The organism is Alkalithermobacter thermoalcaliphilus JW-YL-7 = DSM 7308 (assembly GCA_001584565.1).
Taxonomy (GTDB): domain Bacteria; phylum Bacillota; class Clostridia; order Peptostreptococcales; family Peptostreptococcaceae; genus Alkalithermobacter; species Alkalithermobacter thermoalcaliphilus.
Map to the genome: position 1 here is coordinate 1,773,298 of LSFY01000001.1, position 15,290 is coordinate 1,788,587.

Below are 15,290 nucleotides of genomic sequence, written 5' to 3' on the forward strand. Positions count from 1 at the left end.
TTAATACTATTTTTTACAAAACTTATACTTTACCATATATGATATAATCTATCTGAGGTGATTTTATGTTCTTTAGAGAGATAAATGAGATAGATTTAGGAGAAACACCTGTTGATAATATATTCATAGATATATTTATGCCGATGACAAATGGAACATACGTAAAAGTTTATCTACTAGGCTACAGATATGCACTAGATCCTTCTAACTGCAACGTTACAAATCAAACACTTGCTAAAAATTTAAATATACCTTTAGTAGATGTATTAGCTGCTTGGGATTTTTGGGAAAAGAAAGGAATTATAAAAAAACATATAAATTCTGAAAGTGATGAGTGGGATTATTCTATTGAGTTTTTGAATTTAAAAAATCTTTATGTAAATAACATATTAAAAGATAATTCAAGTGAAAAAAATTCAACTACTAATCTTCTTTCAATAAATGAAAACCCTAATATCAATAAAATGTTTAATAGAATAAATGAAATTATAGCAAGACCACTTGTTCCAAATGAGAAAATTCAAATACTTGATATGATGGAAAAATATAATATGTGTCCAGATATGATAACTACTGCATATTCGTATGCTAAGGATAAAAAGGGAGTTAAAAGCGTTAAGTTTGTTGAAGGAATAATAAGAAACTGGTATGATTCAAAGATTTATACTATTAATGATCTTGAAGAATATTTTGCTAAGCATTCTGAAAGGTTTGCTCTTTATAAATCTGTATTTAGAGAATTAGGATTTTCTAGGGAACCTTCTGCTGAAGAGAAAAAGGTTATAAATTCCTGGGTAGATGATTTAGAGTTTACTAATGATGTTATTTTTAAAGCGTGTTCTAAGTCTAAAAATACTTCTAATCCTTCTATAGCATTTATAGATGGTATTTTAAGAAGCTGGCATAAGAAAGGATTTAAGTCTTTAGAAGATATAGAAAATGAGGTTAAACCTACTTTAAATAAAACTAATCCTCAATTTAAAACTAAATTTCATAATTTTGAGCAAAGAACTCGTAACTATACTCCTGAAGAACTCGAAAGAATGATTCTTGAAAATCAGAAAAATAAATTTAGGTAGGTGATTAAATGAACGCTGATGTGTTAAAGCCTATTCTTTTAGAATATGAAAAGTTAAGGGATAAGCATAAAGTAGAACTAGAAAAGCGCAAAGAAGAAGTATATAGCAAAATTCCTCAGATAAAAGAAATTGATGAAAAAATATTCAAAATAGGATTAGACCTTGCAAGGTCTGTCCTTCAATCTCCTGAACAAAGGGATGTTATAACTAAAAAGTGTAAAGAAGAGATGGAAAAGTTAAGATCTGAAAAAATAAATTTAATGCAAATGTACGGATATAGCTTAGATTATTTAGACATTAAATATGTATGTACATCTTGCAAAGATACTGGGTTTTTGCAAAATGGAAAAAAATGTTCATGTCTTAATCAAAAACTTATAAATTTAGCTTATAAAATGTCTAATTTATCAAAAGTCTTGGAAAAAGAAAATTTCAATACTTTTAATGATAAGCTATTTTCAGATAAAAAGTCTGATTCTGAACAAGCTTCACCAAGAGAAAATATTTGGCATATATATTCTATATGTGAAAGCTTTATATTAAATTTTGATAAAGACAACGGAGAAAATCTTCTTTTTTATGGAACTACTGGACTTGGTAAAACATTTATGTGTAACTGTATAGCTAAAGAGCTTTTAGATAGGGGAAAAATAGTAATATATCAAACTGCATTTAAGATATTAGAAATTATTGAAGAATATAAATTTAAGAAAGATACATCTTCATTAACTCGTGAAAATTATAAATTATTATTTGACTGCGACCTTCTTATAATAGATGATTTAGGCACTGAAGTTACTAACTCGTTTACTACAAGTGAGATTTTTAATATTGTAAATACAAGACTTATCCAAGGAAAGAAAACTATAATTTCTACTAATTTATCTCCTATGGAAATTGCAAATACGTATACAGATAGAATTTTCTCTAGAATTTTTTCTAACTTTAGAATACTAAAGTTTTATGGACAAGATTTGAGATGGGAAAAAAGAGCTTAAAGCTCTTTTCTATACAAAAAACCTTAAGGCTTAAGCCTTAAGGTTTCACTGGAGCTGGTGATGGGACTCGAACCCGCAACCTGCTGATTACAAGTCAGCTGCTCTGCCAATTGAGCTACACCAGCATATTAAATTTTGGCGACCTGGAAGGGACTCGAACCCTCGACCTCCAGCGTGACAGGCTGGCATTCTAACCAACTGAACTACCAGGCCAAATTGGTGACCCATAGGGGATTCGAACCCCTGTTACCGCCGTGAAAGGGCGGTGTCTTAACCGCTTGACCAATGGGCCTAAGTTGGTGACCCATCCGCGACTCGAACGCGGGACACCCTGATTAAAAGTCAGGTGCTCTACCTACTGAGCTAATGGGTCTTGTGCATCTCACAGTTACATATAATACTATGTGAAAATGCACTTGTCAACAATTTTCTACAATTTTTTTAAAAAATTTCTTCTCTTAGTATAGTTTGATCTCTGTTTGGCCCTACTGATATCATTTTTACTTTTACTCCAATTAATTCTTCTATTCTTTTTACATAGTTTTGGGCATTAATTGGAAGATCATTAAATGTTTTTGCACTACTTATATCTTCTGTCCATCCATTTAGCATCTCGTATACAGGCTCACATTTTTCAAGAATTTCTAAAGATGCTGGAAAATCATTTATTATTTTATCTTTATATTTATATCCTACACATATATTTATTTTTTCAAATCCTGTTAAAACATCTAAAAGCATCAGAGATATTCCTGTAAATCCATTTACTCTACAAGAATATTTTACAAGTACGCTATCAAACCAACCACATCTTCTAGCTCTTCCTGTAGTTGTTCCAAATTCGTTTCCTTTGATTCTTATTTTTTCTCCGATTTCATTATCAAGTTCTGTTACAAATGGTCCTTTTCCTACTCTTGTAGTATAAGCCTTTACTATACCAAGAACATCTTTTATCATATTTGGTCCTATACCACTTCCTATACAAAATCCTCCAGATGTAGGGTGAGAAGATGTTACATATGGATAAGTACCAAAATCTAAATCCAGTAAAGTTCCTTGTGCTCCTTCAAATAAAACTTTTTTACCTTCTTTTATTGCATCATATATTATAACAGATGTATCAGCTACATATTTTTTTATTTCTTTTGCGTATTCTGTATATTCATTGTATATCTTCTCAAAATCCAAAGGAGTATCATTATAAATCTTTTGTATTATTTCATTTTTTGATTGTATTTGTTTTTTTAGCTTTTCTTTAAATATATCTTCGTCAATTAAGTCACAAACTCTTATTCCTGATCTTTCTGTTTTATCTATATAACAAGGGCCTATTCCCTTTTTTGTAGTTCCTATTTTATTTTCTCCTCTTGCATTTTCTGATAACTCATCTATTTTTTTGTGGTAAGGAAATATTGCATGTGCTCTATCGCTTATTTTTATTTTATCTGTAGGTATTTTATCTTTTTTTAACATATCTATTTCTTCTAAAAATCCTTTAGGATCAAAAACTACTCCATTTCCTATTATGTTTAAGCTATCTGGATTTAAAATTCCTGATGGTATTAAGTGTAGAGAGTATTTTTTATTGTTAACTACTAATGTGTGTCCTGCATTGTTTCCACCTTGAGCTCTAACTACAACATCTGCTTTTCTTGCTAGGTAATCTATCACCTTTCCTTTTCCTTCATCTCCCCATTGAGCTCCTACTATAGCTATCGTTGACATTTATATTCACCTCTTAATTCATATTATAACGAACACTTCAGTCTTAATTTTATCAAATATACGAATTTTGAGCAATCTATATACAAAAAAAAGTAAGCTTTTTGAGCTTACTTTGATTTTTCTTCAAAGAATTTATTTAAATCGTTTAATAAAGAATTTAAGTCTATACCGTGAACGTTAGCTGCATCTTTTATACTTTCCATAGTAGCTCCAGGACAGCCTAGGCAGTGTAATCCATGTTTCATAAACACATAAGCTACTTCTTTGTCTTGTCTTAATACATCCATTATAGTCATATCTTCTGTTACTTTAAACATTTTATTTCCTCCTTTATATAGTTAAATATAAAACAATCTAATTTCATATTATCAGAAAATATAAAACTTATCAACAGTTATTAACATATATATTGTGGATAATGTGGATATGTTAATTTCTCTTTATAGTTGTCTGTATATGTTGATAAGTTTTTCTAAGTGGTCATTTTCTTCTTGTATAAGTTTTTTTAGGTACTTTTTAGTAGTTTCTGTTTTAGCATTTTCATAAATTTTTGTATAAAACAACATAGCATCTTTTTCTGCTTGAATTCCTATTAAAAGAGCATCCTTAGTATCTACAACCTGTCTTATCTTACTGTTTGTTATTCCATTTGTATTAAATACTGCTGTTAGGCTTATTGCTTCAAGATATGCACTTGTTAGTTCATCAAATATGTAATCATCGTTTTGTTTTGTTTCTTCTTTTGCTTCTTCATACATTTTTTTAAATAGTTCAAAGTGCATTTTTTCTTCTTGTGCAAGCATTTTAAATATTTCTTTTATCTGTGGATTTTTTTCATTTTCCATAGCTTGTGTATAAAATCTTTCCCCTTCTTTCTCTATACCTTCAGCTATTTTTAGAACTTCTAATTCATTTAACATAGTTATCCCCCTTATTTTTAAGTTTGATTTATATCCTTAGCAAGATTATGAAACTTTTGAAACTCTCCAAACCAAACAAGCTCTACTGTCCCTGTTTCCCCATGACGATGTTTAGCTATTATTACCTCTCCTATGTTTTTCTTTTCTGAGTCTGGATGATAGTATTCATCTCTATATAAAAACATTACTATATCTGCATCTTGTTCTATAGCTCCTGATTCTCTTAAGTCAGATAGTATCGGTCTATGGTCAGATCTAAGCTCTGGAGCACGTGAAAGCTGTGATAAAGCTATAACAGGACAATCTAGTTCTTTTGCAAGTATTTTAAGTGATCTAGATATTTTTGATATTTCTTGTTGCCTGCTTTCGGATTTACTATCTCCTTCCATAAGCTGTAGATAGTCTATTAAGACAAGGTCTAAGCCTTTTTCAATTTTAAGTTTTCTACACTTTGATCTAAGCTCTCTTATTGTTATACCAGGAGTGTCATCTATATATATATTTAATTTAGATAAAACACCCATAGCCTCTATTAGTTTTGGCCATTCTTGCTCATTTAATGTACCATTTTTAATTTTATTAAGTTCAATATTTGCCTGTGCTGAAAGAATACGTTGTATGAGCTGTTCTTTTGACATTTCTAAACTAAAAATTGCAACAGATGCATTTCCCTTAAGAGCTGCATTTTGAGCTACATTAAGAGAAAAAGCTGTTTTTCCCATAGCTGGACGAGCAGCTATTAGTATTAGGTCTGTTCTTTGAAGCCCATTAGTTTTTCTATCTAAATCTGTAAAGCCTGTTGTAATTCCTGTTATTTTTCCTTTATTTTTATATAATTCTTCTAACATATCATAAGTATCCATTAATACTTCGTTTATAGGCTTTAGATTGTCTGAAGTTTTTTCTTGAGATATACTAAATACTGATTTTTCAGCTTTTTCTAGTATAGATTCTATATTTTCACTTTCACTATATCCTAGCTCTAATATTTCTTGAGATGATTTTATAAGTTTTCTTAAAATAGATTTTTCTTTTACTATATCTACATAATATTTTACATTAGAACTAGTTGGAACTATCGTGGATAAACTTGTTATATATGATATTCCACCTACTATATCTAAAGTATTTCTTCTTTTTAATTCTTCGGTTAAAGTTATTAAATCTATAGGTTCACTTTTACTATATAAATAAAGCATAGCATCATATATTTCTTTATGTGCATCTTTATAAAAATCATCAGAAACTATTACTTCTGATACTAAAACCATAGCATCTTTATCTAAAAGTATAGCACCTAGCACAGACTGCTCAGCGTCTACGCTGTGTGGTGGAATTTTTCCTTTATCCTCCATTTTGAAAGATTACTCCTTTTCTTTAACCTCTACTCTTATTTTTGCAACTACTTTAGGATGTATTTTAATTTCGACATACATACATCCAAGTGTTCTTATTGGTTCATTTAATAATATTTTTCTTTTGTCTACATTTATGTTATGCTTTTTCTTTAAGTTTTCAGCTATATCTTTTGAAGTTATAGATCCAAATAATCTTCCACCATCTCCAGCTTTAGAATAAAACTCTAAAGTCATATCTTCCATCTTTTTAGCTAATTCTTTAGCTTCATTAAATTCTCTATCTTCTTTTATTTTTTCCGCTTTTATTTGCTCATTTAAAATCTTTAGGTTTGCTTGTGTAGCTTCTTTTACTAATCCTTTTGGTATTAAATAGTTTCTTGCATATCCATCGCTTACATTTACTACTTCTCCTTTTTTACCTGTTCCTTTTATGTCTTTTAGTAATATAACTTTCACAACTAATCAGCCTCCTTTAAATATTCCATAATAAGTTCTTCTACTCTTTCTAAAGCTTCTTCAATAGAAATATCTGCAAGCTGGGCTCCTGCGACATCTATATGTCCACCTCCACCTAGCTTTTCCATTATAACCTGAACATTTATATCTCCTAAAGATCTTCCACTTATGAATATAGTATTATCTTCGGATTTTCCAAGAACAAACGATGCTTTAACTCCCTTTATGTTTAAAAGTTCATCTGCTCCCTGTGCTATAACAACAGGAGATGTTATATTTGTATCATAACAAAGAGATATTGCAACAGTATTAGCTATTATTTTTGAATTTTTTATTATTTCTGCCTTTCCTATAAATTCATCTAATTCACCTTGGAATAACTTTTTAACACTTACAGTGTCAGCACCTAATTTTCTTAAAATAGCTGCTGCTTCAAATGTTCTAACTCCTGTTTTAAAAGTAAAATTTTTAGTATCTAAAATTATTCCACTAAGCAGTGCCTCTGCACCTAACTTATCTATTATAGATTTTTCATCTATATACTGTAAAATTTCTGTAACCATTTCACAAGTAGAAGATTCATATGGTTCATGATATACCAAAACTGCATTATCTATAAATTCAATACCCCTTCTATGATGATCTATAACAACTATTTTTTCAGATATTTCAAGAATTTCTTCGCACTCTGTAAAATTAGGTCTATGAGTATCAACCACTATAACTAGTGTGTTTTTGTCTGCATATCTTATGGCTTCTTCTTTGCTTATAAATGCATGCTTATATTTTTCTGACTTTATCAATCTATCCATAAGTGATTCAATCGATGAGTTAGATTTTTCTAAAATTATATTACACTCTTTATCTAACGACATACATATACTATAAATTCCAATAGATGCTCCTAATGCATCAAGGTCTGGATATTTATGTCCCATAATAAATATCTGTTGAGATTCTAATATAAGATCTTTTAAAGCGTGAGCAATAATTCTAGCCTTTACTCTTGTTCTTTTTTCCACTGCTTTATTTTTTCCACCATAAAATACAGCTTTTTCTTTTCTTTTGATTACAGCCTGATCTCCACCTCTACCTAATGCTAAATCTAAAGCACTATTTGCATATCTTAATGTTTCGTTTAAGCTCTCCCCCATAGCTCCTACACCTATACTCAAGGTTATAGGAAGTGTATTTCCATGATCTATCTTTCTTATTTCATCTAGTATGGAAAACTTATCTTTTTCTAGATTTTCAAGATCCTTATTGCTTATCAAAATAGTATACTTATCTTTTGCATTTTTTCTAAATGCTCCTTTTAGCTGTAATGCCCATAAATTTAATATTCTTTCTATCTCAGCTGCTATTAAAGGCCTTTTATCTTCACTTGCACTTTGTATTACTTCATCATAACTATCTACCTGTATTATTGCTATAACGGGCCTTTCATTTTTATATTTTTCAAGTAAGTTTACATATTCTGTTTTATCAAACCAATAAACCATTACAAGATACTTAGCTTTAGATTCATGTTCACTTTTTATTATATTGTAAACTACATTATACTTTTTATTATCAAACTCAACTTCTGTATAAAGCTCCTTATTTTCATTTAATACTTTTCTTAAGTTTAGATTAGGAACTAAGCTTTCTATATTCTTTTCGAGTATATCTGTTTTTTTCATCATGTTCAAAAATTTATTATTATACCAATTTATTTTTCCATCAAATTCTAATATACAAAGAGGGATTGGTATATTCAAAATTACATTTTTAACAGCTTCATCCATATCTATTGATAAATTTTCTATATATCTCGTCCACTCTTTTCTTCTTATGTCTGTTATTTTCCAGTTATGATATGTCAAGTAACAAAAGCATATAAAACTTGCTATACCAATATAAATATTATAAACAGAAATAATAACGCTTAAAATTAATATTATACACATATAAAGGCTTGTTTCTGGTAAATAAAATTTAAATCCAAACTTATCTTTCATAAGGGCCTCCTGAGTTATCTTCTTATCTTTCTAAAATTAAATACAGAATCTGCAAGGCCTATTAAAGAGATAGCGTTTAACATTACTGGTGCTATAAATATACTCAAAACTATTATAGTGCTTTTAAATATTTTAGGCTTTTTATCTATTATATAGCTAAATACTGCTATACCTTGAAGTAAAAACATAAAGAAAAATATTAAAGTTACATTTGTAACTAATGTTTGATAGTATATCCACTCTAGTGTACTAGATATAAGTGTTAACAAAAGTATTATACTTATTCCAAAAGATATATTTCCTGGAAGAGTAAATTCTTTTAATGTAGGGAAATCCTTACTGATTCCTTTTATCCTTTTTAGAAAATATATACTAACATAATAATTTATAAAAGATATTGCTATAGATGAAATAACTATCATAGATGGTATTACTGTAGATATCATATCTACTATATTTAAACTATCTAGAGTATTGTCTACATTAAGGTCTTTCATCATTTTTTCTTGAATTTCAACAGCTTCTTTAAATGTCTGTATAAGTGTTTGTACAATATCTATTCCAAATATTAAAGATGCTAGTTTCGTATATAAAATTATTACAAGTATAGATGTTATAAACCCAAGTGATATGCTATAAAAAGGATTTTTATTTTTATTTAATCCATATCCTATACTAATTCCCGGAAGGAAAAATACAAGCCCTAAAGTTATAGCATACATAGGATCTGTAATTAATGAAAGTAAAAAAGAAGATACAAAAGCTGATAATATACCATATTTTATACCGTTTCTGAAAGTTATTATTATATAAACTATACCAACAAAAGATATGAACAAATTAAAGAAAGGAACATATGTACATATAAGTGATATTATAACCCCTAGTACTGATATAATCGCTGATTCAACTAACCTTTGTCTATTGGTTTTATTATTCAAAATAATCACTCCCTAGATTTTATGTGCTCTTTTAGAGTAGATAAATCGCCATACCATTTCTCTATTTTATGTTCTTCTATTATAGCAGCCTTAATTTTTTCTTTTATCTTATTATCTATATCAGAATATTTTAATCCTAATCTTTTAGAAAGCAAATATGTAGTCATAATTATATTAGCTAAGACATCTTGGACAACTTCATCTGTTGATCTAGCCCCATTGAACATAAGATCATATAAAGCAGATACACTGCTTAGTATTTCTGTTTTTAGCCATTCTATTATTTTTATATTTCTAGTAACCTCAAGTCCTTTGTTTATCTTCAAGATTTCCCCCTCCCTTAATATATCATTATACCACATAAGGAAGATAAAATAGAACTATAGAACAATAAAAACGAGCCTTAAGGCTCGTTTTATTTTTATTCAACTGTATATGGAAGAAGGGCTATGTTTCTAGCTCTCTTTATAGCAGTTGTTAAATCTCTTTGATGTTTTGCACATACTCCTGAAATTCTTCTTGGAAGTATTTTTCCTCTTTCAGTTATATATTTTTTTAATCTATTTGTATCTTTGTAATCTATACGTACATTTTTATCAGCACAGAAAGCACAAACTTTTTTTCTACGACGTCTCTTTTTGTTTACCATAATTTTCCCTCCTTTTCTTTAGAATGGAATATCATCGTCATCTAGGGCTTCAAATCCCTCTAAATCTATATCCGAATCTTCAAAAGTCTTATCAAACTCTTCAGACCTAACTTCAGATCTGTTTTTAGATTCTAAAAATTCAACTCTAGAGGCTCTAACTTTTGTAAGAGTTCTCTTTTCTCCTGTTGACGTTTCGTATCTATCTACTCTTAAAGCTCCTTGAACTCCTACTAAACTACCTTTTGATAGATAGTTTGCACAGTTTTCTGCTGGTTTGTTCCAAACCTCTATATTTATAAAATCAGCTTCTCTTTTTCCTTCTTTGTTTGTAAACTCTCTGTTTACAGCTATAGAAAAGGTGGCAACTGCTGTTCCTCCTGGGATGTACCTAAGCTCTGGGTCTTTTGTTAGCCTTCCCACCAAAACAACATTGTTCATTTTAACACCACCTTGATATTATTCTTCTACAGAAACGATCATGTGTCTGATTACATCTTCAGAGATCTTTAAGTTTCTGTCTATTTCTTTTGGTAGATCTACATCAGATGTAAAGTTTACTAATACATAGTATCCTTCTGTAAATTTTTGAATTGGGTAAGCTAATTTTTTAATTCCCCACTCATCAACTTTCTCAACTTGTCCATTTGTTGATACTATGCTTTTAACCTTTTCTAATACAGAAGTTCTTCTTTCTTCCTCTGTATTTGGTTTTACAACGTAAACTAATTCATATTTTTTCATTATATTCACCTCCCTTTGGACTTAAACGGCCCTAAATCAATAGGGCAGAGAAATGAGACTTTTCTCATACCTATATATATTATCACTTTGCTGTGCAAAAATCAAATAATTTTTAAAAGTTTTTGTCTATACTTCCTATAATTTATTAAAGCTTATGATTTCCTATGGGTTATGAAAAATTTTTTCATAAATTATGTATATAAAATATAATTTGTGGAAATTATATTACTAGATAGCCCCCACAACTTAATATTTTTCATCCCAATCTCCCCCTTATAACAAAGTCTTCTTTGAAATATATAAGAAGACTTTGTGTTATAAAAAAATAAGAGTAGCCAAGCTACTCTTATTTTTTTATACTAAATAAACTCTCTTAAAACTTTTCCTAATCTCTTAACTCCTTCAACTATTTTGTCCTCAGGCATATTAGAGTAATTTAATCTAAATGTATTTTCTTTTCCGCCGTTAGGGAAGAATGATCCTCCTGGAACAAACGCTACATTATTTTCTAAACATTTTATAAGAACATCTCTAGCATTTATGTGACTTGGAAGTTCTACCCAAGTAAATAATCCTCCCTCTGGATAAGTATATTTCAAACCTTGTGGGAATTCTTCCTTTATTGTATTTATCATAAGATCTCTACGTTTTTTATAAACTTTCTTTATTTTTTCTACATGTTCATCTAAATCATATATTTCCATAAATTTTGCTATTTCTCTTTGTGCTATTGTAGATGTTTGAAGGTCTGCACTTTGCTTTATCATTATATATTTTTCTAATATATTATGATCTGCTGCTACCCAACCTACTCTAAGACCTGGACAGAACGTTTTAGAGAATGTACCTAGGAATACAACAAGCCCTTTTTCATCCATTGATTTTAAAGAAGGTAAAATCTCTCCTTCAAATCTTAACTCTCCATAAGGGTTATCTTCTATTACTGGCACCTCGTATTTTGCAACTATTTCCATAAACTTTTTACGTCTTTCAATAGGCCAAGTTCTTCCTGTAGGGTTTTGGAAATCAGGAATTACATATATCATTTTTACATTTTCAGTAGTTTCAAGTATCTTTTCAAGTTCTTCCATTATCATTCCATTTTCATCTGTTGGAACTTCTATAAATTTAGGACCATATGCCTTGAATGCATTTAATGCTCCTAAATATGAAGGGCTTTCACAAAGAACTACATCTCCTTCATTTAAAAATATCTTTCCTGAAAAATCTAGTCCTTGTTGTGATCCACTTATTATTAATATATTTGACTCATCTACATTTGTTTTAAATTTTTCATTCATTCTTTTTGCTATAAGTTTTCTCAAAGGTATAAATCCTTCTGTAGTAGCATATTGAAGTGCTTGAGTTCCACCTTCTTCTAAAACTTTTTGTGCTACTTCTTTCATTTGATCAACAGGGAATAATTCTGGTGCTGGAAGTCCCCCTGCAAATGATATTACCTCTGGTTTTTCTGTTAGTTTTAGAAGCTCACGAATTTCTGAAGCTTTTAAATTTTCCATTCTATTTGCAAATTTAATACTCAAAATTAACACCCCCTGTGTTTTGTAAGGAAAACATTTTCACATTTTTATTATATCATCTTTGTCTAGTATTGCATAGGATATATGTTATTTATTAAATTTTCAGACTATTCTTCTTTGCTTTGAATTATTTTTTTAAGTCTTTTTTCTAAATTTACTCTTTCTAGCCATACCTGTTTATCACATTTTAAACATCTTATTCTAAAGTCCATTCCAGCTCTCATTATTTCAAATGTATTTCCTCCACAAGGATGAGATTTTCTAAGCTCTACTATATCTCCTATATTTAATTTAACAGGCAAAATATCACCTCCTAAAGTTTAGTTATTATTCTTTTTCCATCTTTAGTTTTTTCCATTTTGAATATTCCAAAATAATCAATTTCAAATTCTTCTATCTTTTGTTTTATTTTTTCTAGATCTTCTATGTTGAATACTATTGAAAGTCCACAGCTTGAAGTTACTTCTCTTGGAGTTGGAATAGTCTTTATGTTTATATTATTGTCTCTTAAGATTTTATCAAGCCTCATACTGTGATGAGTTGAGTTAAATGAAATAAAGTACATTGTATCCATAGCTTCCTCCTAAAATATAAAGACTACAATTTAAAGTGTAGTCTTATATTACTATAGTATTTGAAGATTTGTTTATAGTATCCACTATATCATACATATTTGATATTTTTCCTACTTTTAGTTTGTCCTTTAAGTTAAAATAGTCAAGACATGTTCCGCAAGATTGTATATCTACTCCTTGGCTTTCTAATTTCTTTAAACTTTCAACTGTCTCCTCATTTTCAGTTGTTAATTTCACTCCACTATTTATAAATAACATACTCTTAGGATATTTTCCACTTTCTGATATTGTATATAAAAAGCCTTTTATCAAGATTTTTCCTAACTCATCAGACCCTTTTCCCATAAATTCTGAAGATATCATTATAACTTTATCTGTTATATCTAAGTTTACATTTTCATCTTTTATATCTTCTTGTAAATTCCCTTTAGTAATTTGTATGTAAATACCATCTTCTTTTTCACTTGATACTGCTAGACAATTCATAGATTTTGCTAGTTTTAATACGTTTTCTTTAGCTATTTCATTATCTACTATAACTACTAGTGTTCCTTCTGTTATACTTTCAAGTTCTTTTTTTGTGTTTATTACTGGTTTTGGACACTCAAGATTTCTTGCATCTAAATATTTCATTTTATCTCCCCCCTTGAAATTATTATATCATATCCGTTATTTTGTACTTATAAAATATTTCTATAAATGTGTTAAAACTTCCTAACGTAAAGTTATACATATATAGATATTTAAGTAATACTGACTGATTTAACATAGTTATTAGTTCATCTGATTTAAATAAGTTTAAAAAAGGGTTTACTAATGATATAACTAAAGATAGTATTACAAAACACTTTAGCAGTCCAAATCCAAGACCAAGTAATCTATTTATTCCATTTAAATATTTAATTTTAAATATATTATCTATTTTTGATATTATTATATCTAAAATGATATTAAATATCATGAATAAAACTATCAACACTACTGATTGAATTGCTAGTTTTGATATTGTATCTAGTAATATATTTTCCCTTACTATATTTTTTAAAAGATTTCTTACTATATTAAACATATCCTCGTTTGTGATTATAAAGTTTACTACTGGAACATAATAAAGCCTTAATAGGTAGATAGATATAATATATTTTAGCAAACTTAGAAGCGATCTTACAAAACCTAGTCTAAATCCATTTATTGCTGATATTAAAAATAAAATTATGATTATTGTATCTATAAAACTAAACATTATCCCCTCCTATTTTACTCTAAAAATCTTTATACTTCCTCTGAACACTACTACTATATAGTTATTTTCTAGCGATAAAACATTTATTATATCTTTAGTAAAATCATCTCTTTTTTTACTCGCTTCAAAATACATACTTCTATCTGAATATACTACATTGCCTGCTTGTGTGTATTCAAATCCCTTTATATTATCTATAGGATATCTTTGTATTTTTTCTTCTCCTTTTTCACTTATATAAACTACATTTCCTCTTTCATTTACTATTCCTACTTTGTTGTCTATTTTTCCTATGTATCTTATTGTATCTTTAAAATTGACTGTAGTTATAGGTTCTAGATTTTTTTCTTTTATCTGTATACTATCTGGTTCAAATAAGAATATTTCCTTTGGGTTTATGTATGATCTTATAAATAATCTATTTTCATATTTGTCGGCAGATACTAGTTCACCTTTTCTATTATATAAAAATATGTTGTTATATAAACTGTCGTTTTCTATTGTTATTGCACTTATTAAAAAACCTTGTGTATTATCATCTATATCTACAAAATTTATAGTAGATTTTGGTATTGATATGTCTTTTATAAGTTCTCCTTTTGAGCTAAGTAATTTTACGCCTTCTAACTGTATATCAGTTTCATAATGTATTATAAAGTTACCATTTTTAAATGATTTTATATATACTGCATCAGCATCTATATCAAATTTATTAATTATACTTCCTTTTTTATCAACTATATATACGTTTTTATTTGTTTTATCTAGTATATATGTTTGACTTTCGTTTGTATCTAATGAATAGTTATTTGCCCTAATATTAGATGTGAATATTTTTTCTCCTTTGTTATCTATACAAATCAAAGTGTTTCCGTCATACATTATAAATTCATTGCTAAGCTTTTTAAATGTCATATTAGATTTATATGAAAAAGGAATTTCTTTTACTAACTCTACTTTTGAGTTGTCTGAATTTATATTTTTAAAAAAATTTATTGTCTTAGGATTTGCAAAAATAATAAGCATAATTGCTAATATTATAACTATATTCTTCTTCTTCATAC

19 protein-coding genes and 4 tRNA genes are annotated in these 15,290 nt (G+C 28.5%); 2 read left to right on the forward strand and 21 right to left on the reverse strand.

Annotated features, from left to right (window positions below; translation table 11 throughout):
* The first annotated feature begins 65 nt into the window (after positions 1–65).
* Together JWYL7_RS09080 and JWYL7_RS09085 are read left to right on the forward strand one after the other, a co-directional pair.
* Positions 66–1,079: a DnaD domain protein gene (locus JWYL7_RS09080; RefSeq protein ID WP_066072061.1), complete on the forward strand. Its 1,014-nt coding sequence runs from the start codon at positions 66–68 to the stop codon at positions 1,077–1,079.
* An 8-nt stretch (positions 1,080–1,087) separates the two neighbouring features.
* Positions 1,088–2,077: an ATP-binding protein gene (locus JWYL7_RS09085; RefSeq protein WP_066072063.1), complete on the forward strand. Its 990-nt coding sequence runs from the start codon at positions 1,088–1,090 to the stop codon at positions 2,075–2,077.
* A 49-nt stretch (positions 2,078–2,126) separates the two neighbouring features.
* Here JWYL7_RS09085 and JWYL7_RS09090 read toward each other — a convergent pair.
* The 21 genes from JWYL7_RS09090 to JWYL7_RS09190 all read right to left on the reverse strand — a co-directional run bounded on the left by JWYL7_RS09090 (position 2,127) and on the right by JWYL7_RS09190 (position 15,288).
* Positions 2,127–2,202 (reverse strand) — tRNA-Thr (locus JWYL7_RS09090).
* 11 nt (positions 2,203–2,213) lie between these two features.
* A tRNA-Asp gene (locus JWYL7_RS09095) sits at positions 2,214–2,290 on the reverse strand.
* Positions 2,291–2,294: 4 nt separating this feature from the next.
* Positions 2,295–2,369, reverse strand: a tRNA-Glu gene (locus JWYL7_RS09100).
* 5 nt (positions 2,370–2,374) lie between these two features.
* Positions 2,375–2,450, reverse strand: a tRNA-Lys gene (locus JWYL7_RS09105).
* 68 nt (positions 2,451–2,518) lie between these two features.
* The gene (locus JWYL7_RS09110; protein ID WP_066072066.1) at positions 2,519–3,802 is read right to left on the reverse strand and encodes an adenylosuccinate synthase; all 1,284 of its coding nucleotides are present in this window, start codon (positions 3,800–3,802) and stop codon (positions 2,519–2,521) included.
* Positions 3,803–3,909: 107 nt separating this feature from the next.
* On the reverse strand, positions 3,910–4,119 hold the full coding sequence (locus tag JWYL7_RS09115; RefSeq protein ID WP_066072069.1) for a DUF1858 domain-containing protein: 210 nt from the start codon (positions 4,117–4,119) through the stop codon (positions 3,910–3,912).
* A 123-nt stretch (positions 4,120–4,242) separates the two neighbouring features.
* Complete coding sequence (locus JWYL7_RS09120) at positions 4,243–4,722, reverse strand: ferritin family protein (protein ID WP_066072072.1); 480 nt, start codon at positions 4,720–4,722, stop codon at positions 4,243–4,245.
* A 17-nt stretch (positions 4,723–4,739) separates the two neighbouring features.
* The gene (gene dnaB / locus JWYL7_RS09125; protein ID WP_066072075.1) at positions 4,740–6,077 is read right to left on the reverse strand and encodes a replicative DNA helicase; all 1,338 of its coding nucleotides are present in this window, start codon (positions 6,075–6,077) and stop codon (positions 4,740–4,742) included.
* A gap of 9 nt (positions 6,078–6,086) precedes the next feature.
* Entirely contained in the window at positions 6,087–6,536 is a 450-nt protein-coding gene (gene rplI / locus JWYL7_RS09130; RefSeq protein ID WP_066072078.1) for a 50S ribosomal protein L9, read from the reverse strand.
* A 2-nt stretch (positions 6,537–6,538) separates the two neighbouring features.
* Positions 6,539–8,536, reverse strand: coding sequence for a DHH family phosphoesterase (locus JWYL7_RS09135; RefSeq protein ID WP_066072081.1), 1,998 nt, complete (start codon positions 8,534–8,536; stop codon positions 6,539–6,541).
* A gap of 14 nt (positions 8,537–8,550) precedes the next feature.
* A complete protein-coding gene (locus JWYL7_RS09140) occupies positions 8,551–9,477 on the reverse strand; it encodes a YybS family protein (protein ID WP_066072086.1) in 927 nt (308 codons plus the stop codon).
* Between the two features lie 5 nt (positions 9,478–9,482).
* Positions 9,483–9,803, reverse strand: coding sequence for a MazG-like family protein (locus JWYL7_RS09145; RefSeq protein ID WP_066072089.1), 321 nt, complete (start codon positions 9,801–9,803; stop codon positions 9,483–9,485).
* Between the two features lie 95 nt (positions 9,804–9,898).
* Positions 9,899–10,126 carry a 30S ribosomal protein S18 gene (gene rpsR / locus JWYL7_RS09150; RefSeq protein ID WP_066072090.1) on the reverse strand — a complete coding sequence of 76 codons (228 nt, stop codon included), beginning with the start codon at positions 10,124–10,126 and terminating at the stop codon, positions 9,899–9,901.
* A gap of 18 nt (positions 10,127–10,144) precedes the next feature.
* Complete coding sequence (locus JWYL7_RS09155; protein ID WP_066072094.1) at positions 10,145–10,564, reverse strand: single-stranded DNA-binding protein; 420 nt, start codon at positions 10,562–10,564, stop codon at positions 10,145–10,147.
* A gap of 18 nt (positions 10,565–10,582) precedes the next feature.
* Positions 10,583–10,867, reverse strand: coding sequence for a 30S ribosomal protein S6 (gene rpsF, locus JWYL7_RS09160; protein WP_066072097.1), 285 nt, complete (start codon positions 10,865–10,867; stop codon positions 10,583–10,585).
* A gap of 359 nt (positions 10,868–11,226) precedes the next feature.
* Positions 11,227–12,411: an aminotransferase-like domain-containing protein gene (locus JWYL7_RS09165; RefSeq protein ID WP_066072100.1), complete on the reverse strand. Its 1,185-nt coding sequence runs from the start codon at positions 12,409–12,411 to the stop codon at positions 11,227–11,229.
* A gap of 104 nt (positions 12,412–12,515) precedes the next feature.
* Positions 12,516–12,710 (reverse strand): DUF951 domain-containing protein, encoded by a 195-nt coding sequence (locus tag JWYL7_RS09170; RefSeq protein WP_066072103.1) that lies wholly within the window; start codon positions 12,708–12,710, stop codon positions 12,516–12,518.
* 11 nt (positions 12,711–12,721) lie between these two features.
* Positions 12,722–12,982 (reverse strand): putative Se/S carrier protein, encoded by a 261-nt coding sequence (locus JWYL7_RS09175; RefSeq protein WP_066072106.1) that lies wholly within the window; start codon positions 12,980–12,982, stop codon positions 12,722–12,724.
* 43 nt (positions 12,983–13,025) lie between these two features.
* Complete coding sequence (yedF, locus tag JWYL7_RS09180) at positions 13,026–13,616, reverse strand: sulfurtransferase-like selenium metabolism protein YedF (protein ID WP_066072109.1); 591 nt, start codon at positions 13,614–13,616, stop codon at positions 13,026–13,028.
* 22 nt (positions 13,617–13,638) lie between these two features.
* Complete coding sequence (locus JWYL7_RS09185; RefSeq protein WP_066072112.1) at positions 13,639–14,226, reverse strand: CvpA family protein; 588 nt, start codon at positions 14,224–14,226, stop codon at positions 13,639–13,641.
* Between the two features lie 9 nt (positions 14,227–14,235).
* Positions 14,236–15,288, reverse strand: a complete 1,053-nt coding sequence (locus JWYL7_RS09190) for a DUF5711 family protein (RefSeq protein ID WP_066072115.1) — start codon at positions 15,286–15,288, stop codon at positions 14,236–14,238.
* Positions 15,289–15,290 lie beyond the last annotated feature (2 nt).

Bases quoted from the DNA above. Each gene is read 5' to 3' on its own strand.
- JWYL7_RS09080 (WP_066072061.1), top strand. From the start codon at position 66: ATGTTCTTTAGAGAGATAAATGAGATAGATTTAGGAGAAACACCTGTT.
- JWYL7_RS09085 (WP_066072063.1), top strand. From the start codon at position 1,088: ATGAACGCTGATGTGTTAAAGCCTATTCTTTTAGAATATGAAAAGTTA.
- JWYL7_RS09110 (WP_066072066.1), bottom strand. From the start codon at position 3,802: ATGTCAACGATAGCTATAGTAGGAGCTCAATGGGGAGATGAAGGAAAA.
- JWYL7_RS09115 (WP_066072069.1), bottom strand. From the start codon at position 4,119: ATGTTTAAAGTAACAGAAGATATGACTATAATGGATGTATTAAGACAA.
- JWYL7_RS09120 (WP_066072072.1), bottom strand. From the start codon at position 4,722: ATGTTAAATGAATTAGAAGTTCTAAAAATAGCTGAAGGTATAGAGAAA.
- dnaB (WP_066072075.1), bottom strand. From the start codon at position 6,077: ATGGAGGATAAAGGAAAAATTCCACCACACAGCGTAGACGCTGAGCAG.
- JWYL7_RS09135 (WP_066072081.1), bottom strand. From the start codon at position 8,536: ATGAAAGATAAGTTTGGATTTAAATTTTATTTACCAGAAACAAGCCTT.
- rpsR (WP_066072090.1), bottom strand. From the start codon at position 10,126: ATGGTAAACAAAAAGAGACGTCGTAGAAAAAAAGTTTGTGCTTTCTGT.
- JWYL7_RS09155 (WP_066072094.1), bottom strand. From the start codon at position 10,564: ATGAACAATGTTGTTTTGGTGGGAAGGCTAACAAAAGACCCAGAGCTT.
- rpsF (WP_066072097.1), bottom strand. From the start codon at position 10,867: ATGAAAAAATATGAATTAGTTTACGTTGTAAAACCAAATACAGAGGAA.
- JWYL7_RS09175 (WP_066072106.1), bottom strand. From the start codon at position 12,982: ATGGATACAATGTACTTTATTTCATTTAACTCAACTCATCACAGTATG.
- yedF (WP_066072109.1), bottom strand. From the start codon at position 13,616: ATGAAATATTTAGATGCAAGAAATCTTGAGTGTCCAAAACCAGTAATA.
- JWYL7_RS09185 (WP_066072112.1), bottom strand. From the start codon at position 14,226: ATGTTTAGTTTTATAGATACAATAATCATAATTTTATTTTTAATATCA.
- JWYL7_RS09190 (WP_066072115.1), bottom strand. From the start codon at position 15,288: ATGAAGAAGAAGAATATAGTTATAATATTAGCAATTATGCTTATTATT.